General features: G+C 61.9%; 17 protein-coding genes and 3 rRNA genes. 5 read left to right on the plus strand and 15 right to left on the minus strand.

All coding sequences use genetic code 11. The features are described from left to right. Nucleotides 1-30: 30 nt before the first annotated feature. From rrf to rpmB, 6 genes are all read right to left on the minus strand, one after another. Nucleotides 31-147 (minus strand): 5S ribosomal RNA (gene rrf / locus ACQCST_RS00005). 257 nt (nucleotides 148-404) lie between these two features. Continuing rightward, nucleotides 405-3,539: ribosomal RNA gene (locus tag ACQCST_RS00010) — 23S ribosomal RNA — on the minus strand. A gap of 562 nt (nucleotides 3,540-4,101) precedes the next feature. Continuing rightward, a 16S ribosomal RNA gene (locus ACQCST_RS00015) occupies nucleotides 4,102-5,625 on the minus strand. Together the 16S, 23S and 5S rRNA genes form the textbook arrangement of a ribosomal RNA operon. 704 nt (nucleotides 5,626-6,329) lie before the next feature. Continuing rightward, complete coding sequence (gene rpsN / locus ACQCST_RS00020) at nucleotides 6,330-6,635, minus strand: 30S ribosomal protein S14 (RefSeq protein WP_043485315.1); 306 nt, start codon at nucleotides 6,633-6,635, stop codon at nucleotides 6,330-6,332. Between the two features lie 4 nt (nucleotides 6,636-6,639). Then, complete coding sequence (rpmG, locus tag ACQCST_RS00025; protein WP_013602737.1) at nucleotides 6,640-6,807, minus strand: 50S ribosomal protein L33; 168 nt, start codon at nucleotides 6,805-6,807, stop codon at nucleotides 6,640-6,642. Continuing rightward, the gene (gene rpmB, locus ACQCST_RS00030; RefSeq protein WP_426997348.1) at nucleotides 6,807-7,043 is read right to left on the minus strand and encodes a 50S ribosomal protein L28; all 237 of its coding nucleotides are present in this window, start codon (nucleotides 7,041-7,043) and stop codon (nucleotides 6,807-6,809) included. The genes rpmG and rpmB overlap by 1 nt, the downstream gene beginning before the upstream one ends. A 340-nt stretch (nucleotides 7,044-7,383) precedes the next feature. Here rpmB and ACQCST_RS00035 point away from each other — a divergent pair, with 340 nt between their 5' ends. The 3 genes from ACQCST_RS00035 to ACQCST_RS00045 all read left to right on the plus strand — a co-directional run bounded on the left by ACQCST_RS00035 (nucleotide 7,384) and on the right by ACQCST_RS00045 (nucleotide 10,227). Next, on the plus strand, nucleotides 7,384-8,847 hold the full coding sequence (locus ACQCST_RS00035) for a ferredoxin reductase family protein (RefSeq protein WP_426997349.1): 1,464 nt from the start codon (nucleotides 7,384-7,386) through the stop codon (nucleotides 8,845-8,847). Further along, nucleotides 8,844-9,365, plus strand: coding sequence for an FMN-binding protein (locus ACQCST_RS00040; protein ID WP_426997350.1), 522 nt, complete (start codon nucleotides 8,844-8,846; stop codon nucleotides 9,363-9,365). Before ACQCST_RS00035 ends, ACQCST_RS00040 begins: the two co-directional genes overlap by 4 nt. Nucleotides 9,366-9,459: 94 nt before the next feature. After that, nucleotides 9,460-10,227, plus strand: coding sequence for an FAD:protein FMN transferase (locus ACQCST_RS00045; protein ID WP_426997351.1), 768 nt, complete (start codon nucleotides 9,460-9,462; stop codon nucleotides 10,225-10,227). Here ACQCST_RS00045 and ACQCST_RS00050 read toward each other — a convergent pair. Next, a complete protein-coding gene (locus tag ACQCST_RS00050; protein ID WP_426997352.1) occupies nucleotides 10,224-10,985 on the minus strand; it encodes an SGNH/GDSL hydrolase family protein in 762 nt (253 codons plus the stop codon). The two genes, ACQCST_RS00045 and ACQCST_RS00050, sit on opposite strands and share 4 nt — an antisense overlap. A 65-nt stretch (nucleotides 10,986-11,050) precedes the next feature. Then, complete coding sequence (locus tag ACQCST_RS00055; RefSeq protein WP_426997353.1) at nucleotides 11,051-11,530, minus strand: MarR family winged helix-turn-helix transcriptional regulator; 480 nt, start codon at nucleotides 11,528-11,530, stop codon at nucleotides 11,051-11,053. A 41-nt stretch (nucleotides 11,531-11,571) separates the two neighbouring features. Here ACQCST_RS00055 and ACQCST_RS00060 point away from each other — a divergent pair, with 41 nt between their 5' ends. Together ACQCST_RS00060 and ACQCST_RS00065 are read left to right on the plus strand one after the other, a co-directional pair. Next, complete coding sequence (locus ACQCST_RS00060) at nucleotides 11,572-11,856, plus strand: YciI family protein (protein WP_426997354.1); 285 nt, start codon at nucleotides 11,572-11,574, stop codon at nucleotides 11,854-11,856. Between the two features lie 199 nt (nucleotides 11,857-12,055). Further along, nucleotides 12,056-12,607, plus strand: coding sequence for a hypothetical protein (locus tag ACQCST_RS00065; RefSeq protein ID WP_426997355.1), 552 nt, complete (start codon nucleotides 12,056-12,058; stop codon nucleotides 12,605-12,607). A gap of 104 nt (nucleotides 12,608-12,711) precedes the next feature. Here the strand turns inward: ACQCST_RS00065 and ACQCST_RS00070 are convergent, their stop codons facing one another. From ACQCST_RS00070 to ACQCST_RS00100, 7 genes are all read right to left on the minus strand, one after another. Continuing rightward, the gene (locus tag ACQCST_RS00070; RefSeq protein WP_426997356.1) at nucleotides 12,712-13,524 is read right to left on the minus strand and encodes an SGNH/GDSL hydrolase family protein; all 813 of its coding nucleotides are present in this window, start codon (nucleotides 13,522-13,524) and stop codon (nucleotides 12,712-12,714) included. Continuing rightward, nucleotides 13,521-14,408 (minus strand): SGNH/GDSL hydrolase family protein, encoded by an 888-nt coding sequence (locus ACQCST_RS00075; RefSeq protein ID WP_426997357.1) that lies wholly within the window; start codon nucleotides 14,406-14,408, stop codon nucleotides 13,521-13,523. The genes ACQCST_RS00070 and ACQCST_RS00075 overlap by 4 nt, the downstream gene beginning before the upstream one ends. Nucleotides 14,409-14,615: 207 nt before the next feature. Then, nucleotides 14,616-15,680 (minus strand): siderophore-interacting protein, encoded by a 1,065-nt coding sequence (locus tag ACQCST_RS00080; RefSeq protein ID WP_426997358.1) that lies wholly within the window; start codon nucleotides 15,678-15,680, stop codon nucleotides 14,616-14,618. Further along, nucleotides 15,677-16,531: an ABC transporter ATP-binding protein gene (locus ACQCST_RS00085; RefSeq protein WP_426997359.1), complete on the minus strand. Its 855-nt coding sequence runs from the start codon at nucleotides 16,529-16,531 to the stop codon at nucleotides 15,677-15,679. The genes ACQCST_RS00080 and ACQCST_RS00085 overlap by 4 nt, the downstream gene beginning before the upstream one ends. Nucleotide 16,532: 1 nt before the next feature. Continuing rightward, on the minus strand, nucleotides 16,533-17,540 hold the full coding sequence (locus tag ACQCST_RS00090) for a FecCD family ABC transporter permease (RefSeq protein ID WP_426999035.1): 1,008 nt from the start codon (nucleotides 17,538-17,540) through the stop codon (nucleotides 16,533-16,535). Nucleotides 17,541-17,650: 110 nt separating this feature from the next. Continuing rightward, a complete protein-coding gene (locus tag ACQCST_RS00095; protein ID WP_426997360.1) occupies nucleotides 17,651-18,775 on the minus strand; it encodes a FecCD family ABC transporter permease in 1,125 nt (374 codons plus the stop codon). 10 nt (nucleotides 18,776-18,785) lie between these two features. Beyond that, nucleotides 18,786-19,928, minus strand: a complete 1,143-nt coding sequence (locus tag ACQCST_RS00100) for an iron-siderophore ABC transporter substrate-binding protein (RefSeq protein WP_426997361.1) — start codon at nucleotides 19,926-19,928, stop codon at nucleotides 18,786-18,788. Nucleotides 19,929-20,108: the final 180 nt, after the last annotated feature.

Below are 20,108 nucleotides of genomic sequence, written 5' to 3' on the forward strand. Positions count from 1 at the left end.
GACGTGTGTCGGGGCCTGGCCTTAATGGTTGTCCGGCGGTGTCCTACTCTCCCACACCCTCCCGGGTGCAGTACCATCGGCGCTGTGGGTCTTAGCTTCCGGGTTCGGAATGGGACCGGGCGTTTCCCCCACGCTGTGACCGCCGTAACCCTTTGTCCCGTCCCCGTTTCCCTGTGAGGGGTGCGGGGTGGGAAGTCTGTGGTTACAACTTCTGTGGTTCCACCGTTCCGGGCCTGGGCCGGGTGTGGTGGTGTTATGTAGTTGTGTGGTGTTTTTGTTCCCTGGAACAACGCTGCCGTGGGTACGGGTTTGTTGTTTGGGAACCACATAGTGGACGCAAGCAGTCTTGTTTCTTTGTACCGTTGTTGATGTGAACGTCTTTTGAATCCGTTCACCAATGGTGTGTGGTGTAAGTTATCGGCCTATTAGTACCGGTCAGCTTCACGAGTCGTTAGTCCTCGCTTCCACATCCGGCCTATCAACCCAGTGGTCTGGCTGGGGGCCTCTCACACACAAGGTGTATGGAAATCTCATCTCGAAGCGGGCTTCCCGCTTAGATGCTTTCAGCGGTTATCCCATCCGAACGTAGCTAATCAGCGGTGCACTTGGCAGTACAACTGACACACCAGAGGTTCGTCCGTCCCGGTCCTCTCGTACTAAGGACAGCCCTTCTCAAATTTCCTGCGCGCGCAGCGGATAGGGACCGAACTGTCTCACGACGTTCTAAACCCAGCTCGCGTACCGCTTTAATGGGCGAACAGCCCAACCCTTGGGACCTACTCCAGCCCCAGGATGCGACGAGCCGACATCGAGGTGCCAAACCATGCCGTCGATATGGACTCTTGGGCAAGATCAGCCTGTTATCCCCGAGGTACCTTTTATCCGTTGAGCGACGGCCATTCCACAATGTACCGCCGGATCACTAGTCCCGACTTTCGTCCCTGCTTGAGATGTCTCTCTCACAGTCAAGCTCCCTTGTGCACTTACACTCGACACCTGATTGCCAACCAGGCTGAGGGAACCTTTGGGCGCCTCCGTTACTTTTTAGGAGGCAACCGCCCCAGTTAAACTACCCATCAGGCACTGTCCCTGACCCGGATTACGGGCCGAAGTTAGATGTCCAAAGTGACCAGAGTGGTATTTCAACGATGACTCCACCCGAACTGGCGTCCGGGCTTCAACGTCTCCCACCTATCCTACACAAGCCACTCCGAACACCAATACCAAACTATAGTAAAGGTCTCGGGGTCTTTCCGTCCTGCTGCGCGTAACGAGCATCTTTACTCGTACTGCAATTTCGCCGAGTTTATGGTTGAGACAGCGGGGAAGTCGTTACTCCATTCGTGCAGGTCGGAACTTACCCGACAAGGAATTTCGCTACCTTAGGATGGTTATAGTTACCACCGCCGTTTACTGGGGCTTGAATTCTCAGCTTCGCCTTGCGGCTAACCGGTCCTCTTAACCTTCCAGCACCGGGCAGGAGTCAGTCCGTATACATCGTCTTGCGACTTCGCACGGACCTGTGTTTTTAGTAAACAGTCGCTTCCCCCTGGTCTCTGCGGCCCCTGCACGCTCCCCACAGCAAGTGTGGTTCACGATGGGGGCCCCCTTCTCCCGAAGTTACGGGGGCATTTTGCCGAGTTCCTTAACCATAATTCTCTCGATCGCCTTAGTATTCTCTACCTGATCACCTGTGTCGGTTTGGGGTACGGGCGGCTAAAACCTCGCGTCGATGCTTTTCTAGGCAGCATAGGATCACTGAATCCCCCCTTACGGGAGTCCCATCGGGTCTCAGGCATCATGAACAGCGGATTTGCCTACCGTTCGCCCTACATCCTTGGACCGGGACTACCATCGCCCGGCTCAGCTACCTTCCTGCGTCACACCTGTTAATACGCTTACCTCCCAGGATCAGGTCCCGCGCTCCACCAAAACCCTTCCATCCCGAAGGACGGTCAGGCAGGTCTCGGGCAGTTAGTATCCCCTGTTCAGCATGGACGGTTTTTCGCCGGTACGGGAATATCAACCCGTTGTCCATCGACTACGCCTGTCGGCCTCGCCTTAGGTCCCGACTTACCCAGGGCAGATTAGCTTGACCCTGGAACCCTTGATCATTCGGCGGACGGGTTTCTCACCCGTCTTTCGCTACTCATGCCTGCATTCTCACTCGTGTAGGCTCCACCGCTGGTTTACACCGCGACTTCACTGCCCACACGACGCTCCCCTACCACTCCAGACGCCTGAACCAGAAGAACAAGTCTCCGGCTTAGCTAATATCTGAAATCCACAACTTCGGCGGTGTACTTGAGCCCCGCTACATTGTCGGCGCGGAATCACTTGACCAGTGAGCTATTACGCACTCTTTTAAGGATGGCTGCTTCTAAGCCAACCTCCTGGTTGTCTTCGCAACTCCACATCCTTTCCCACTTAGCACACGCTTAGGGGCCTTAGTTGGTGGTCTGGGCTGTTTCCCTCTCGACTATGAAGCTTATCCCCCACAGTCTCACTGCTGCGCTCTCACTTACCGGCATTCGGAGTTTGGCTGACGTCAGTAACCTTGTAGGGCCCATTAGCCATCCAGTAGCTCTACCTCCGGTAAGAAACACGCAACGCTGCACCTAAATGCATTTCGGGGAGAACCAGCTATCACGAAGTTTGATTGGCCTTTCACCCCTACCCACAGCTCATCCCCTCCATTTTCAACTGAAGTGGGTTCGGTCCTCCACGACGTCTTACCGTCGCTTCAACCTGGCCATGGGTAGATCACTTCGCTTCGGGTCTAGATCACGCCACTGCAACGCCCTGTTCAGACTCGCTTTCGCTACGGCTTCCCCACACGGGTTAACCTCGCGACGTAACACTAACTCGCAGGCTCATTCTTCAAAAGGCACGCCGTCACCAGAATCAGACTGGCTCCGACGGATTGTAAGCACACGGTTTCAGGTACTGTTTCACTCCCCTCCCGGGGTACTTTTCACCTTTCCCTCACGGTACTGGTCCGCTATCGGTCATTAGGGAGTATTTAGGCTTATCAGGTGGTCCTGACAGATTCACACGGGATTTCTCGGGCCCCGTGCTACTTGGGATACTCTCCAGGCGGTACACAACATTTCGGTTACGGGGCTCACACCCTCTCTGGCCGGCCTTTCAAGACCGTTCACCTATGCCTGTACTACTCACCTCACTGTCCCGGCAGAGACAGAACGGAAAGTCCCACAACCCCGACCATGCAACGCCCGCCGGCTATCACACATGGAACGGTTTAGCCTGATCCGCGTTCGCTCGCCACTACTGACGGAATCACTGTTGTTTTCTCTTCCTGCGGGTACTGAGATGTTTCACTTCCCCGCGTTCCCCCCACGCACCCTATGTGTTCAGATGCGGGTCACCAGGCAGCTCGCGCCCCTGGCGGGGTTTCCCCATTCGGACACCCTGGGATCACAGTCCGGTTATCGACTCCCCCAGGCTTATCGCAGATTCCTACGTCCTTCTTCGGCTCCATGCCAAGGCATCCACCGTGTGCTCTTAAAAACTTGACCACAAAAGATCAAAAAAACTAATTCACGAGAGAACCACGAAAACATACCCACACGAACGCACACCCCCGAAAGGACACACGACGCACAGATAAGATCCAGGTTCATATTCTTGGAAATTGCTTCTTATAAAAGATGCTCGCGTCCACTATGTAGTTCTCAAACAACAACCCCAAACCACACACCCCACACACAACCCCCGAAAGGGACACATGCATGATCGCTGCAGCCAGGAAACCAGAAACAAACAAACCCACACCACACACCCGCACCCCCCACAAAAAGGAGATACAGGCATACGCCATGACCCTGTTGCCTCAGGACCCAACAGTGTGCCAAACACTAAACCACCAACCCCCGCCGGCACCGTTCCACGCACCCGCACCCTCCCGAAGGAAAACACAGACACCGTACTAGGCACCGGAAAGAACCGGCAACCGCTATTTGCTGATATTTCCACCCATGAGCACCCGCCGCGGAACTTCCGTCCGCGAAACGGGCTGTACTCCTGACAACCCCCACACCCCGCATACACGGGGAACAGGACCTTGTAGGTGCTCCTTAGAAAGGAGGTGATCCAGCCGCACCTTCCGGTACGGCTACCTTGTTACGACTTAGTCCCAATCGCCAGTCCCACCTTCGACAGCTCCCTCCCACAAGGGGTTAGGCCACCGGCTTCGGGTGTTACCAACTTTCGTGACTTGACGGGCGGTGTGTACAAGGCCCGGGAACGTATTCACCGCAGCGTTGCTGATCTGCGATTACTAGCGACTCCGACTTCATGGGGTCGAGTTGCAGACCCCAATCCGAACTGAGACCGGCTTTTTGGGATTAGCTCCACCTCACAGTATCGCAACCCTTTGTACCGGCCATTGTAGCATGCGTGAAGCCCAAGACATAAGGGGCATGATGATTTGACGTCGTCCCCACCTTCCTCCGAGTTGACCCCGGCAGTCTCCTATGAGTCCCCGCCATAACGCGCTGGCAACATAGAACGAGGGTTGCGCTCGTTGCGGGACTTAACCCAACATCTCACGACACGAGCTGACGACAACCATGCACCACCTGTAAACCGACCGCAAGCGGGGCACCTGTTTCCAGGTATTTCCGGTTCATGTCAAGCCTTGGTAAGGTTCTTCGCGTTGCATCGAATTAATCCGCATGCTCCGCCGCTTGTGCGGGCCCCCGTCAATTCCTTTGAGTTTTAGCCTTGCGGCCGTACTCCCCAGGCGGGGCACTTAATGCGTTAGCTACGGCGCGGAAAACGTGGAATGTCCCCCACACCTAGTGCCCAACGTTTACGGCATGGACTACCAGGGTATCTAATCCTGTTCGCTCCCCATGCTTTCGCTCCTCAGCGTCAGTTAATGCCCAGAGACCTGCCTTCGCCATCGGTGTTCCTCCTGATATCTGCGCATTTCACCGCTACACCAGGAATTCCAGTCTCCCCTACATCACTCTAGTCTGCCCGTACCCACCGCAGATCCGGAGTTGAGCCCCGGACTTTCACGGCAGACGCGACAAACCGCCTACGAGCTCTTTACGCCCAATAATTCCGGATAACGCTTGCGCCCTACGTATTACCGCGGCTGCTGGCACGTAGTTAGCCGGCGCTTCTTCTGCAGGTACCGTCACTTTCGCTTCTTCCCTACTGAAAGAGGTTTACAACCCGAAGGCCGTCATCCCTCACGCGGCGTCGCTGCATCAGGCTTGCGCCCATTGTGCAATATTCCCCACTGCTGCCTCCCGTAGGAGTCTGGGCCGTGTCTCAGTCCCAGTGTGGCCGGTCACCCTCTCAGGCCGGCTACCCGTCGTCGCCTTGGTGAGCCATTACCTCACCAACAAGCTGATAGGCCGCGAGTCCATCCAAAACCACAAAAAGCTTTCCACCCCCACCATGCGATGAGGAGTCATATCCGGTATTAGACCCAGTTTCCCAGGCTTATCCCAGAGTTAAAGGGCGGTTACTCACGTGTTACTCACCCGTTCGCCACTAATCCCCCCAGCAAGCTGGGGTTCATCGTTCGACTTGCATGTGTTAAGCACGCCGCCAGCGTTCATCCTGAGCCAGGATCAAACTCTCCGTTGAAGTAAAACAAAAACAGACACAACCAACACCCCCGGGAAAACGGGGCATGCCGACTGCACAAAATTTGAAACCAGCTGTAAAAACCAGACCCCAACCACGGGGTGGCAGGATCCGGCAAATTCAACCAATTCATATAAAATAAACCGGTATCAACAAACTTGGCACACTATTGAGTTCTCAAACAACAGACACACCCGGCACCACCAGGACCAAACCACAGTCCCGGATCGCTCCGGAGCAACTTCACAAACTTACCCGGTTTCCCCACCCGATGCAAATCCCGTTCCCAGGACCACACCAGCAGACAAACCATCCCCACCACCAACCAGAAGCACAACAAAGCACCACCGGAAACCGGCCATAAAAGAAAGGGATTGGCCACCTCCGGGACCCAGCTTCTCGCTGGTCTCCCTCGCGGCGACTTAGAAAACAATACACCCCACCAACACCCCACGCAAATCCACCACCCCACCCCCACCCACACCCCCACCCACACCCCAAAAACCCCGCCAACCCGCACCAAAACGGGTGCCAAGGCAACGAACCGGGGACTGCGGCGTCGTAAATCCCTGCTGTGTGCTGCATCACCAGGACAGGGGCGCCTCAGCGGAAGCGGGTTAACGCAAAGAAGGGCCGGCAACCATATGGTTGCCGGCCCTTCTCAGGCAGCTGGAATCAGCAGTGCTGAATAAAGCTGTGCTGAATTACCAGGAAGACTTGGTGATGCCGGGGAGCTCACCGCGGTGCGCCATGTCGCGGAAGCGAACACGGGAGATACCGAACTTCTGGAAGGTACCGCGGGGGCGGCCATCGATGATGTCGCGGTTACGCAGACGCACCGGTGACGCGTTACGCGGCAGCTTCTGCAGGCCGAGGCGTGCAGCTTCGCGTGCTTCGTCGGTCGAGTTGGGGTCAACCAGAGCCTTCTTCAGTTCGAGGCGCTTTGCAGCGTAACGCTCGACAATGACTTTACGCTGTTCGTTCTTAGCGATCATTGATTTCTTAGCCATATGTTTAGCGCTCCTCTCGGAATTCGACGTGCTGGCGGATCTTGGGATCGTACTTCTTCAGAACCATACGGTCCGGGTCGTTACGACGGTTCTTACGGGTTACGTAGGTGTAACCCGTTCCCGCGGTGGACTTGAGCTTGATGATCGGACGTACGTCCTTGTCTTTTGCCACTAGAGCTTCACTCCCCGTGCCAAGATGGCGGCTACGACTGAGTCGATACCGCGTACGTCGATGGTCTTGATGCCGCGCACAGAGACCTGCAGCGTGACGTTACGCCGCAGGGACGGAACCCAGTAGCGCTTCTTCTGAATGTTCGGGTCGAACCGACGCTTATTGCGTCGGTGCGAGTGCGAAATGCTGTGTCCAAAGCCCGGCTCGGCCCCAGTCACTTGGCAGTGTGCTGCCATGACTTCTCCTCTAAGAATTGAATGAAATGGACCGCAAATTTCCTGCGGGACCATGCGGCTAAGAGCGACCCAAAGTGATCAGGGTGAACGGGTAAACGCGCAACTTGAGCCCCTAACTACCGGCTACCCTGGAGAAATTTCCGGGCCACCGGAGCAATTGCGCACGCTCCGCGCACTTAGCGCCTACCAAGTCTACGAGTTTGTGCAATTAAAGGCGAATCCAGCGCATGGCAGTGTGAAAGGCCAGGTACAAGGCCGGCCGGCCCATGTACGCGGAAGTCATACCTCGGTTTGGGTATTTTCACAGCAGAATGAAAGCCTGGGGGCCGAGGGTTGAACCATGAACACACAGCTCCTGCCGGCCATCCCGGCTGAGAACCGCCGCCCCCGCAGGGGTCCCGGAATCTCTGCGGACCATGGCCGCTTTGCCGTACAGCATCGCCTGCGGCTCTTCCGGGCGGACCTTCTGACAGTAGCCGCATGGGCGTCCCTCTCTGCAGCCGTGGCGTTATGGATGGCCGACGGCGGTGCAAGTGGATTCTCGTCGCTCGCCGGCAGTTTGACCGCCGTGGGGATTATTGCGGGGCTGGCCGGCATGGACCTGGTCCTGCTGATGTTGCTGCTGGCAGCGCGCATCCCCGTGATTGACCGTACTGTCGGCCACGACCGCGCCCTTGAATTCCACCGGAAGCTCGGGAAGCCATCGCTGTATCTTTTGTTGGCCCACGGACTGTTCGTGGCGATCGGATACGGAATGACTGAAGGCCTGGATCCTGTCAGTGAATCCGTGGCCCTGTGGGTGCTGGTGCCGGACATGTGGTTGGCGTTCCTCTCGATGGTGCTTTTTATCGCCGTTGTGATCACCTCGTTGGTGGCTGTCCGGCGTCGTTTTCCTTACGAGTTCTGGTACGCGGTGCACCTGCTGACTTATGCCGCGGTGCTTAGTGCCCTGCCGCACCAGTTCAGCGTGGGCGGACTGTTCGCTGAGGGCTCGTGGCAGCGCTGGTATTGGTTGGCGATCTGCATCACCACCGGCGCGGCGCTTCTGTTCTTCCGAATTGTTCAACCGCTCGTGGCAACTTTCCGGCACCGGCTCACGGTCTGCCTCGTGGTGCCCGTGGCGCCAGGGGTTGTGAGTATCGAGATGAGCGGCCTCCAGCTGGACCGGCTGTCCGGCGCAGGCGGCCGCTTCTTCATCTGGCGCTTCCTAACCCCAGGGCTGTGGTGGCATCCGCACCCGTTCAGTCTCTCTGCCGAACCACTTCATTCTGGCGACTTCGGCCAAGGCAGGCTCCGGATCACCATCCGCAATCTTGGTAAGGGATCCGCGCAGCTTGCTGCGCTGAGGCCCGGCACAAGGGTGGCCGTTGAGGGCCCGTACGGTCTGTTCAGCTCGGCGTCCCGCAGCCGCGAACAGGTAGTGATGATCGGCGCCGGAATCGGCATCACGCCGCTGCGTGCTCTGCTGGAAACCACCCCCTTTGCACCAGGTAACGCCACCGTGCTGCTGCGGGGCCACAGCGAAGAGGAGCTGTATCTGGCGGCGGAAATTCTGGAGTTGTGCCGGAGCCGCGGCGCCTCACTGTTCCACCTGACCGGCCGCCGGGCAGCGCATCAGGGAAGCGGCTGGCTGCCGGAGCATGCGGTCCGGGCCGGCCATGGCCTGGCGGATTATGCCCCGGACATCGCTCAAGCGGACGTATATGTCTGCGGACCGGACGGCTGGGCCCGGAACGTGCTCAGCGACGCCCGTGCGGCCGGTGTCCCGCAAGACCAGCTCCACTACGAAAGGTTTGACTGGTGAGAAAGCGTGCGGCAGTATCAGCAGCCCTGGCATCGGCCGGAATCCTCCTGCTCGGCTGGCAATCCGGCATCCATGTGGCCGAGGCCCGCAGTTCCGCGGCCAGCACCTCAGCCGGAACCAACGGGGTGGGCACGGGCTCACCGGGCACCGCCTCGGGCTCGAGCGGGGCTGCGGCTACCGGCGCTACGGGCACCAGCAGCACGCCTGGTACCGGCAGCACGTCCGGCGCCGCGGCTAAAACCACCGGAACATACAACGGCACGGTTGTACAGACCCGCTTCGGCGCGGTCCAGGTCCGGGTGACGGTCTCGGACGGCAGCATCACCGATGTCACGGCGCTGCAGCTCACCGACGAGGACCGGAAGTCCGTCCAAATCAGCAACCGCGCCGCTCCGTTGCTCCGCTCCGAAGTACTGAAAGCCCAATCTGCGGAGGTCCAGACCATCAGCGGCGCGACGGTTACCAGCGACGCCTACCTCGGTTCACTCCAGGCGGCCCTCGATGCAGCCCATCTCTGATTCCGCAGCGCGCCCGCTGACACAGAGACGCCCGGGGCAGTGGCGCCAGGGACAGACGCAGCCCCCTAGGCTTCGCGCCCGCACCTTCCATTGCATGGGCACCGTCATCAGCCTGACCATCCCTGCTTTGGCCCGGGAACCCAGTTCTGCCGCGGACGGGCCACGGCCGGCGGAGGACGAGCTGGCGGCCGCGACCGCCGTCGTCGAACGTCTTTTCACTGAACTGGACGGGAGGTTCAGCCTGTACCGGTCCGATTCCGAGGCCAGCAGACTGGCCCGCGGCGAACTCGCGCTGGCGCACGCCTCTGCCGACATGCGTGCCCGTTATGGTGATGCGGCCGGGTGGAGGCTCCTGACCGACGGCGCCTTCACACCAGCGCGGCCCGACGGTGTACTGGATCTCTCCGGGCTCATCAAGGGCTATGCGGTCAAAGAAGCCGGCACGTCGCTCAAAGCGCTCGGGCTCAATCACTGGTGCCTTAACGCAGGAGGCGACGTGCTGGTCAGCGGCTCGCCCCGGCCCGGCAGTGACGACGCCTGGCTGGCCGGCGTTGTTGATCCCGAAGACCGCAAAACGCTGCTGGCTGGCTTTCCGATCGGCGGCGGACGGACCCGATGCTCACTCGCGACGTCCGGCTCGGCCGAACGGGGAGACCACATCTGGGGTGTCGGTTCGACAACCGCGGACTTCCGCCAGGTATCCGTTGCTGCCGCAGACGTGGTGACCGCCGATGTCCTTGCGACGGCGATTGTGGCTGGCGGGCTGCCGATGCTGGACCGTGCCACGCAGGAATGGGACGTTGACGTTCTTGCTGTGCGCAGGGACGGTGGGCTACTGGCCACGCCGGGTTTCCGGACTTAGATGCGGGTCAGCGGGCCGTACTTCGGCTGGAGACCGTCGCCGGAGGACTTGCCCGTGACCCGGCGGACTACCCACGGGGCGGCGAACTCGCGCACCCAGCGCGCATTGGCGCGGATGGCATCTGTCCGGCTGAGTTCGGGGACCGGCGACATGGGCGGCACCTCGATCGAATGGTCATGTTCCAGCACAGTGAGTACGCGTTTGGCCATGTTCGCGTGGCCGGCGGCCGACATATGCATCCGGTCCGGCGCCCACATGCCCCAGTCGTAGTATTCGCTGAATCGCCAGTAGTCCACCAGCAGCGCGCCATGGTCTCCCGCGATCCCGCGCACCAGTTCGTTGTAGATGGCCGTGCGGCCGCGCATGGTGCTGAAAACCTTGGAACCGCGGGCATCGAAGCCGGTAAACATCACCACGGTGGCGCCGGTGGCGCTCAGCTTGCGGATGCCGGCGTCGTACTCCACCAGAAGATCGTCGATATCGATCCTGGGGCGGAGGATGTCGTTCGCGCCGGCGTAGATGGTCACCAGAGTGGGTTTAAGTTCGACGGCGGCATCCACCTGTTCTGCCAGGATCTGCCGCAGTTTCCTGCCGCGGATGGCGAGGTTGGCGTAGCCGAAGGACGGGTCCGCGGCACCCAGCTGTTCTGCCACACGGTCCGCCCAGCCGCGCACCCCGTTGGGGCGGGCGGGATCATCGTCACCGACGCCTTCGGTGAACGAATCTCCAAGAGCTACATAGCGGGCCGTGAAATCCATAGCGTCAGTCTGCCACCTGTTGCCGGGAGCAACAAAGCCTTGGGCGACGGCCCACGTCCGGGCACTCAGTGCTCGCGCAGAATCCAGTGATCGTCATCCAGCCGGGCCACGATCTGCTCGCCGATCCGCGCCAGGTCCGCAACGTCCTGGTCCGTCAGGGCATCGAGGAACAACTCGCGGACCGCTTCCACATGACCCGGCGCGAGCCCCACGATGGTGGCCATTCCGGCGTCGGTCAAGTGGGCGGTGGTGACGCGCGCGTCGCCCGGGTGCGCGCGGCGTTCCACCCAGCCGCGGTTCTGCAGCTTGGTGACCACATGGGAAAGCCGGGACAGCGAAGCGCTGGTGCGGGCCGCCAGTTCACTCATGGGCAGAAAGCGGTCCTCCGTCTCGGAGAGCATGGCCAGCACGTTGTAGTCGAAAAGCGAAACCTTGCCGGCCGCGTGAAGTTGCGTGTCCAGAGCCGCAGGAAGCATGGTGTTGATGCTCAGCAGGGCCAGCCAGGCGCGGCGTTCGTTGGCGTTGAGCCAGCGAGATTCGGTCATGACTCCATCCTAGGAGAAAAGAAGACCGGTAGGCTGACCACATGTACGTTGTGTCCCTGAGCTACAAGGTTGCCGAAGACATCGTGGACTTCCATTTGGAGGCCCACGTCGAATGGCTGAAGGATGCCTTCGACCAAGGAATTTTTATTGCGGCCGGACGCAAGATCCCCCGCACCGGTGGCATGCTGCTGTCCAATTCGGACCGGACAAGCTTGGACGCCTCGCTGGCCAAGGACCCTTTCTACGTCAACGGCGTGGCCGAGTTTGAGGTCACGGAGTTCCACGCCAACCGGGTAGCACCGGGGTACGAAAACCTGCTGGACTAGGACTCCGCGGAACCTCCCCGGAACACTGTTTTTGCAGCACTGACAGGCGTATAATGCACCCAGAAAGACGTAGTCTTTCGCGGTCATCGCCATCGGAAAGGCCGAGGGCCGAGGGCCGAGCCTTTGTATCACGCCCGCCAGCTTGCTGGGGACTGACGGATTCACAACATTGCATAAAGCCATGCACTTGGAGAATCCCATGTCAGCTCGAAAACTATTTACCCTATTTGCAGTCGTTCTTACTGCCCTCCTCCTCTTTGCAGCACCCGCCCAAGCCGCCAGCCCGCACTTCAAGCACGGCGGTTCCCCGGTCTGTACGGTGACCACTAGCGGGTCAACCAGCTCGACGACCTGTACGGCGGTGATCACCGGCCTCGGCAACCAGGATCTCCTCGCCACCGTCACCGTTTCCGGATTCGCCGTTTACCTGTGTCAAAACAACGGCGGGAACACCGCTCCGGGACAGAACAAGGTGCTGGAAGGCCCCGTAACCGCTCCGACGTTCATTCCATCCGACGCGATCAAGAACGGTAACCTCACCCTCAACACCAACGCTGTCGTGCTGACGGCCGCCACCACAGTGAGTGGGGCCGCTGCCGGTTGCCCGAACCCCAATTGGACGGGCGTCCAACCGGTGCTGACCGTGACCTCGATTTCCCTGGTCATCGAACAGCCTCCGGGAACGGTGATTTTCAGCTGCTCGGCGTCCGACCCGAACGGACTGACCGGCTCGGTGGCGCTTACCTGCTGAACGCGCCCAGCCTCCGCAGGTAGCCCGGTTCGACATTCAGAGGGCGTGAGCTGGTGGATTGAGGTCCTCAGCCACGCCATCTGACAACGTGGGGTGGCGTTCTGCTAACCGCGGGACGCCACCTTCGCCGTGCCCAGACGTTCCGGCAGCACCACCGGCATAAGCCCCGGCCAGCAGGCGCTGAGCGCGTCCCCGCTGGTGACCCCGCGGAACCTGCGTGAAATCCAGGGTGCCGCGTCCCGCCGGAGCCAGGCGGCGTCGTCGAGCATCAATTCCACGCGGGTCCGGGGACGCAGCGGAGATAACGCCGGCGAGGTCAGTGTGTGGGGCGCGCCAAGAACTTCGAGCACCTTCTTGGCCATATATACGTGGCCCGGGGTTGACATGTGCAGCCGGTCCGGTGCCCACATGCGGGGGTCCTGGAATTTCTCAAAACACCAGTAATCGACCAGCAGGGCACCGTGGTTGGCGGCGATCCGGCGGACGTGCGTGTTGTATACCGCGGTGCGCAGCTTCAGTGGTTCCAGCGCCGGGGAAAGCGGTACGTTGTAGCCCGTGAACAGCAGGACCCGGGCACCGCTTGCGGTCAGCCGCTTGACCGCATTTTCGTATTTCCGCATCAGGGCATTCAGATCCAGGCGTGCCATCAGCAGGTCGTTGCCTCCTGCATAAAAGCTGAACAACGTGGGTTCCAGGGCGAGGGCCGCGTCGAGCTGTTCGTCCACAATCTGGCGCAACCTGCGGCCACGGACGGCGAGGTTGGCGTAGCTTGTCCGCGGATCCCGGCGCGCCAGTTCCTCGGCGACCCGGTCCGCCCAGCCCCGGCAATCGTTGGGCAGCCGGAAATCCTTGTCCCCCACGCCCTCGGTGAAGGAATCTCCCAGCGCCACGAAACGGACGTGCTCCTGGCCGGTCATGGTTGGTTCCCTGATCCTTCGGGAACCGGGCCTTCGGCAACCGGGGCTTCGGGAACCGGGCCTTCGGCAACCGGGGCCATGAGCTTTTTCAGGCCGCCTTTGCGGGGGACCCGGACCGGTACCGGCCAGCGCGGGCCCAAGGTGTCCCCCAGCGTGACGCCCCGGAGCTTGCGGCCAAAGAGCGGCAGGACCCAGTCGTGCATCCAGCGGCGTTGACGGCGTTCCCAATCACGGAGGTTCATTTTGGCCGGTGGCTCCCATTCCTTGGGGCTCATGTTATGCGGCACACCGAGGTGATCCAGCACCTGCGCCGCGAGATGCTTATGCCCCGCCTTGGACATGTGCAGGCGGTCGCTGTCCCACATCCGACGATCTTGGAACTCGTCAAAGCACCAGTAGTCCACCAGCACGGCTCCGTACTTGGCCGCCAATTCACGGACCCGCTGGTTGTAGGCGGCATTGCGCTTCCTTAACGGCTCCAGAACTGCCGAGACCTTGACGTCAAAGCCGGTGAACAGGACCAGCGTGGCTCCGGTTTGCGCAAGCTTGGCCACGAGCGACTCATACTCAGCCATCAGGGCGTCCATGTCCGTGCCGAAATCAAGGATGTCATTTCCGCCGGCGTACAGCGTGACGAGGGTGGGCTCCATGGCGAGGGCAGGTTCCAGCTGTTCGTCAACGATGTGGCGCAGTCGTTTGCTGCGGACGGCCAGGTTGGCATATTCCCAGCCCGGCTCCGCCTTGGCCAGCCTCTCGGCCACCCGGTCCGCCCAGCCGCGCACCCCATTCGGCAGGCGCTTGCTGCGGTCCCCTACGCCCTCGGTAAAGGAATCACCCAAGGCGACAAACCGCCGTCGCCCACCGTGCTCTGAACCAGTTGCCACCCCAGCACCCTATCCAACCCCGGCGGCGGGCAGGGAAAGCCAAGGTTAACCGTAGGCGTTGGTGAGTCAACCGCCGAGCCGCAGCCGCTGTTTTGCAAAGGAGCGCATCGCCGACCAGAGCGGACAGAGGCCGCCCGCGGCCGAAGGAAGCGTCGGGAGGTGTCTAGGCCAAGGCAAAACGGCGGTGTAGGCGGACTGTCGCAAGGACTAGAGCTCGGCTTTGCCCTGACGCCAGTACCCCATGAAAGCCACCTGCTTCCGGTCAATCCCCACATCCCGCACCAAGTACCGGCGCATCTCCTTGATGACCCCGGCCTCACCGGCGATCCATGCGTAGAACGGCATGGCGCCTGCGGGTGTTCCGGGGCTCCTGGACGCACCGATGGCCGCGGTGTCCATCCGCGCGGGCGTTTCCCAGAGGATGTCATGATCCACGTCCACGTCTTCCGGCTCCGGTCCCGCCCCGGCTCCTGCCCCGCCGTCGGCCGTTTTGATGCCAACCCAGCCTGGCACGGGGACCGCGCTGCGAACGGACTGCTGCAGCAGTTCACCGTGCGGACGGGACCGTCCGATAGCGGCACCGCGGGCAAGCCAGATGATTTCGACGTCGGCTGCGGTGCTGATTTCAAGGAAGTCGCCGGGTTCCGGAACCTCGAGGAAAGCGTGGCCGGTCATGTAGGCCGGCAGGCTCTCGAGAATGGCGCTGATCGCAGGGACTGACGTTTCGTCGCCGGCCAGCAGCACGCGCTGGGCCAGGCCCGGCCGCCACTCGATACCGGAGTAGATTTCAGCGGTGACGCAGTGCGCGGCCCGGTTGTTGGGTCCGATGATGGTCAGGGGGTCGCCGGGCTTGGCGTAAAGGGCCCAGTTTGCGGCCGGGCCGCCGTTTTTGTGCAATTGCGCAGAGGAATCGAAGTGCATCACGAAGTCAACGTCGATCTCCGGGTACACCGCGTCGAGGCGTTCCTGCCGCACGGTGTAGGTGCGCATGGACCCGCGCACGGCAGGATCCATGGCCAGCCATTCCTGGTACCAGCCGGACTGTTCCATCTTGAACGTGGGAATGCGGATCTGGCTCCCGTCCTTGGCCAGTGACGGGATCATCAGTTTGATGCGAAGGTCAAGTGTCCCGCCGTGCACGCCGAAGTCCCGCAACGAGTAGCCTCCGAACGTCACCCGGCGGAAGTTCGGGCCCAACTCCTGCACGGCGGAGACGGTGACGTCGAATGCCAGGGTCATGGGTTCTGTGGCGGATATGGTGCGGGTACTCATGAGACCAACTCCAGGGTTGTGGTTGAGGCTTTTGGGAAATCAGTGGCGGCCTCTGCCTGGCTTTCGGCGTGGTGCCGCCCGATCGGGATGATCAGAGGAGTTCCCGAGACCGGATCCGGGAGCACACGGGATTCCAGCCCGAACACTTCACGGACCATCTCCGCCGTGACCACATCCACGGAACGGCCCTCGGCCACGATCTGCCCGCTCTTCATGGCAATCACGTGGTCCGCATACCGGGCGGCGAGGTTGAGATCGTGAAGCACAATGGCCACCGTGGTGCCTCGGGTGCGGTTCAGGTCCGTGACAAGGTCCAGCACCTCCACCTGGTGTGCCAGGTCCAGGTAGGTGGTGGGCTCGTCGAGGAGCAGGACCTCGGTTTCCTGGGCCAGGGCCATGGCAATCCAGACGCGCTGACGCTGCCCGCCGGAGAGCTCGTCCACGTTCCGCTCTGCGAGCTCCAGCGTTTCTGTGGCTTCGAGCGCGCGCTTCACCGCGTCGTCGTCGTCCGTGCTCCAGCTGCGGAAGAAGCCCTGGTGCGGGTACCTTCCGCGGCCCACCAGATCCCGGACCACAATGCCGTCCGGGGCGGTGGGGTGCTGGGGCAGCAGGCCCAGCGTGCGGGCCAGTTCGCGGGCAGGGCGCGAATGGATATCCTTGCCGTCCAGGGTCACGCAGCCTCCGGCCGGTTTCAGGAGCCGGGACAATCCGCGCAAGAGGGTGGACTTGCCGCAGGCATTGGCGCCAACAATCATGGTCACCCTGCCTTCCGGGATCGCGGCCGTGAGACTGTCCACCACGCGGCGCTGGCCGTACTGCAGCGTCAGCTCCCTGGCGTTCAAAAGTGCCATGTCAGGAATCCTTTCGGTTGGCTGTGACCAGGAGCCACAGCAGGAACGGGGCGCCCAGCGCGCCGGTGATCACACCGACGGGCAGCACGGTGCCGTCCAGCAGCAGAGGGGCAATGTTCGCGGCGAAATAGTCCGCCGCCAAAACGATAATTGCGCCCCCACAGGCCGATGCCGGCAGGCTGGCTTTGCGCGTAAAGCGGCAGGCGATGGGGCCGGCAAGGAAGGCGACGAACGCCACCGGCCCGGCGGCCGCCGTCGCCACGGCAGCGAGGGCAACGGCGGTGAGCACCACTCCCAGCCTTGTCAGGCCCACCCGGATGCCGAGCCCGGCGGCGGCGTCGTCGCCGAGTTCGAGAATGCGCAGCGGGCCGGCAAGGACGGCAACCGCAGGAACCAGAATCAGCAGCGCGGCGCCAAGGATGACCGCACGGTCCCAGTTGGCCGAGTTGAGCGAACCGTTGAGCCAGACCAACACGTCCGCGGCAGTGCGGATATCGGAGCGCGTCATCAGGAAACTGATGACCGCGTGCAGAGCTGCCGCAATTCCCACGCCCGCAAGGATGAGGCGGTTGCCGGCTGCGTTTCCGCCGTTGCCGCCGCCCGGGCTCAGCGAATTCCCGCGGGAGATGGCGTAGATGAGCGCGGCCACGCCCATCGCCCCGCCCAGTGCCGACCAGGAGACTGCGGCGCCGGAGGCCCCGAAAATGACGATGGCCGTGACCGCAGCGGCGCTGGCCCCTGAGCTGATGCCGATCACGTCGGGGCTGGCCAGCGGGTTGCGCAACATGGTCTGGAACAGGCCGCCGGACAGCCCGAACGCCACGCCGATCATGGTGCCGATAACGGCCCGCGGCAATTTGTTTTCCATCACGATGAAGCTGGCGCCGGGAAATTTCTCGCCGCCGGTGAGATGCGCGGTGAGGATCCTGAAGAAGTCCGGGATGGTCACGGTGTAGCTGCCCAGCAGGATGCTGACGGCAAAGAGAACCACAACGGCGGCTGCCAGGATTGCGGTGCGGTTCCCTGACCCCCACGACCAGCGGCGAGGTGAGAGAAGACGCCCCTGTTTGCGAGAATCATGGGCGCGAAATCTCACCTCGGCGGGCGCCTCAGCAGTCTTCACAGTCCGGCTCCCTTGCCGCGGCGGATCAGCCAGACAAACACCGGTGCACCCACCAGTGCGGTCATGATGCCGGCGGGGACTTCACTCGGGAGCAGCACCACGCGGCCGATGATGTCGGCGCCCAGGAGCAGCACGGGAGCAAGAACCAGCGAAAACGGCAGGATCCAGCGGTAATCCGGGCCTGTGAGGAAACGGACGGCGTGCGGAATGACCAGCCCCACGAATCCGATGGGTCCGGCGAGCGCCGTGGCCGAGCCGCACAGCAGCACGATTCCCAGCGCGGTGACTCCGCGGACAAGCCCCACCCGCTGGCCCAGACCACGCGCAACGTCGTCGCCCAGCGCCAGGCTGTTGAGGATGCGCCCGGTGAACAGCACGATCAGGGCGCCCGCCACAAGAAAAGGGACGCCCGGCAGGACCACAGACCAGTCGCGCCCGGCGATCCCGCCCACCTGCCAGAAACGGAAGCGGTCCAGCGTGTCCTGGCTCGAGACGAGGACGACGTTCATCAGCGAGTACAGTCCGGCGCTCAGGGCGGCGCCCGCAAGGGCGAGCTTCACCGGCGTCGCGCCTTCCCGTCCCAGTGAAGCGACCAGATAAACGACGACGGCGGCGCCGGCGGCACCGGTAAACGCGAACCAGATGTACCCGGTCAGCGAGGAAACACCGAAAACGTAGATTCCGGTGACAACAGCCAACGCGGCCCCGGCATTCACTCCCATGATGCCGGGGTCCGCGAGGGGGTTGCGCGCAATCCCCTGCATGGCCGCACCGGCGAGACCCAGTGCCCCGCCGGCCAGCAGGCCAAGAACAGTGCGCGGAATACGCGCCCGGACCACAGCATGGCTGCCGTTGTCCGGATCAAACCGGGACAGCGCCTGCCAGACGGATTCCGGGGGCAGTCCCCGGGCGCCGACGGCTAGGGAAGCAGCACAGACCAGGACAAGTACGACGACGGCGGCCAGCAGCCAGGCGGTTTGCTTACCTGAGGCGCGGAGGGGCAGATATGGCCCCGATTCGCGCGTTTGTGGGGCCTCAAGTGTCCGTTCGCGCTCGGCTGCCGGGGCGGACGGTGCGCACCCGGGCATGCCGGGGGCCGCCGCCGTCGTACTTTTTGTCATGGGGAGGTGCTTACTTCACTGCGACGGTTGCTTTGTCCGCTGCGCTGGCCAGCTGCGGCAGGAACGTATCCAGTGACCACGGCAGGCTCAGCGGCGAGGACGCCGAGATGGACAGCGTGAGGGTGTTGTCCGAGTCGGCAACCAGGGCACCGTCCTTGATGGCCGGGATCTGGTTGATCAGGGGGTCGGCCCTGACGGCGTCCGCCGCGGCAGCGTCTGCCACCCAGGTCACGAAGATATCGGCCTCGAGCTCGTTGGCCTTTTCAGCCGACCACGGGATGTAGAACTCCTTTGATCCCTTGGAGCTGTCCTCCACAACCGGCGCCAGCTTCATGCCGATTTCGTTGAGGAAGCGCGGACGGTTGTCGTTGGCGGTGTAGAGGCCGATCTTCTCGGCGGCTGACGGATCCAGATTTCCGTAGATGTAGCTCTTGCCGGCGAGCTGCGGGTACTTGGAGACCTTGTCCTTGATGGTTGCCTCGGTGTCGGAGACCAGCTTGGCGGCCTCCGCTTCCTTGCCCAGCGCCTTGCCGATGATGCTGGTGGAATCCTGCCACGACGTGCCATAGGCCACCTTGGGGTGTGCCACGACGGGCGCGATCTCGCTGAGCTTCTTGTAGTCCTCTTCGGTCAGGCCGGAGTACGCACCCAGGATGACGTCCGGGTTGAGCTTGGCGATCTCGGTGAAGTTGATGCCGTCAGCTTCGGAGAACTGCACCGGCGCCTTGTCCGAACCGAAGCCTGCGTCCAGCTTCTCCAGGCCGGCATCCTTCCAGGGGGTTGAGCCCTTGCTATTGCCGCCCCATGCGTTCTTGGGCACGCCCACGGGAACCACACCGAGGGCAATGGCAACATCGTCATTGACCCACGAGACGGTGACAACGCGTTTGGGCTGTTCCTTGATGGTGGTCTCACCGAAAGCGTGCTTGATGGTGACGGGGAATTGGGAGCTGGCCGGGTCCGTGGATGAGGTGGTGCCGGCGTCCGCAGTGGAGGCGACCGGGCCGGTGGAGCAGGCGGTCAGCGAAAGTGCCGCGGCGGCCAGAACGGCTGTTGCCTTGCCGGCGGTCTTGAGCAGCGCACGGCGGGTGGTGCCGGGGCCGAATGCGTTGCTGCGGCCAGCGGACGGGCCGGAGAAAAGAGGGGAAGTCACGGAACTCCTTAGGTGAGTGATGCAAACCTAAGTAAGGCTAGCCTACCCTCGCTGCCATTACGAAACGTTTACGTCACCTAATTGGCCGGGGTGGATGGAAGTGTGCGCCGTGGCTAGACCTCAACCAGGCAATGCGGGGTCACTTACGGCCCATGCCTGCGGCTTCAATGGGCCGTAAGT

Source organism: Pseudarthrobacter sp. N5, from assembly GCF_050157035.1.
Lineage (GTDB): Bacteria > Actinomycetota > Actinomycetes > Actinomycetales > Micrococcaceae > Arthrobacter.

What these genes read in the sequence shown, in the direction of transcription:
- ACQCST_RS00045 (WP_426997351.1), top strand. Translation starts at nt 9,460, where the DNA reads ATGGGCACCGTCATCAGCCTGACCATCCCTGCTTTGGCCCGGGAACCC.
- ACQCST_RS00080 (WP_426997358.1), bottom strand. Translation starts at nt 15,680, where the DNA reads ATGAGTACCCGCACCATATCCGCCACAGAACCCATGACCCTGGCATTC.
- rpsN (WP_043485315.1), bottom strand. Translation starts at nt 6,635, where the DNA reads ATGGCTAAGAAATCAATGATCGCTAAGAACGAACAGCGTAAAGTCATT.
- ACQCST_RS00095 (WP_426997360.1), bottom strand. Translation starts at nt 18,775, where the DNA reads ATGACAAAAAGTACGACGGCGGCGGCCCCCGGCATGCCCGGGTGCGCA.
- ACQCST_RS00085 (WP_426997359.1), bottom strand. Translation starts at nt 16,531, where the DNA reads ATGGCACTTTTGAACGCCAGGGAGCTGACGCTGCAGTACGGCCAGCGC.
- ACQCST_RS00035 (WP_426997349.1), top strand. Translation starts at nt 7,384, where the DNA reads ATGAACACACAGCTCCTGCCGGCCATCCCGGCTGAGAACCGCCGCCCC.
- rpmB (WP_426997348.1), bottom strand. Translation starts at nt 7,043, where the DNA reads ATGGCAGCACACTGCCAAGTGACTGGGGCCGAGCCGGGCTTTGGACAC.
- ACQCST_RS00055 (WP_426997353.1), bottom strand. Translation starts at nt 11,530, where the DNA reads ATGACCGAATCTCGCTGGCTCAACGCCAACGAACGCCGCGCCTGGCTG.
- ACQCST_RS00060 (WP_426997354.1), top strand. Translation starts at nt 11,572, where the DNA reads ATGTACGTTGTGTCCCTGAGCTACAAGGTTGCCGAAGACATCGTGGAC.
- ACQCST_RS00070 (WP_426997356.1), bottom strand. Translation starts at nt 13,524, where the DNA reads ATGACCGGCCAGGAGCACGTCCGTTTCGTGGCGCTGGGAGATTCCTTC.
- ACQCST_RS00050 (WP_426997352.1), bottom strand. Translation starts at nt 10,985, where the DNA reads ATGGATTTCACGGCCCGCTATGTAGCTCTTGGAGATTCGTTCACCGAA.
- ACQCST_RS00065 (WP_426997355.1), top strand. Translation starts at nt 12,056, where the DNA reads ATGTCAGCTCGAAAACTATTTACCCTATTTGCAGTCGTTCTTACTGCC.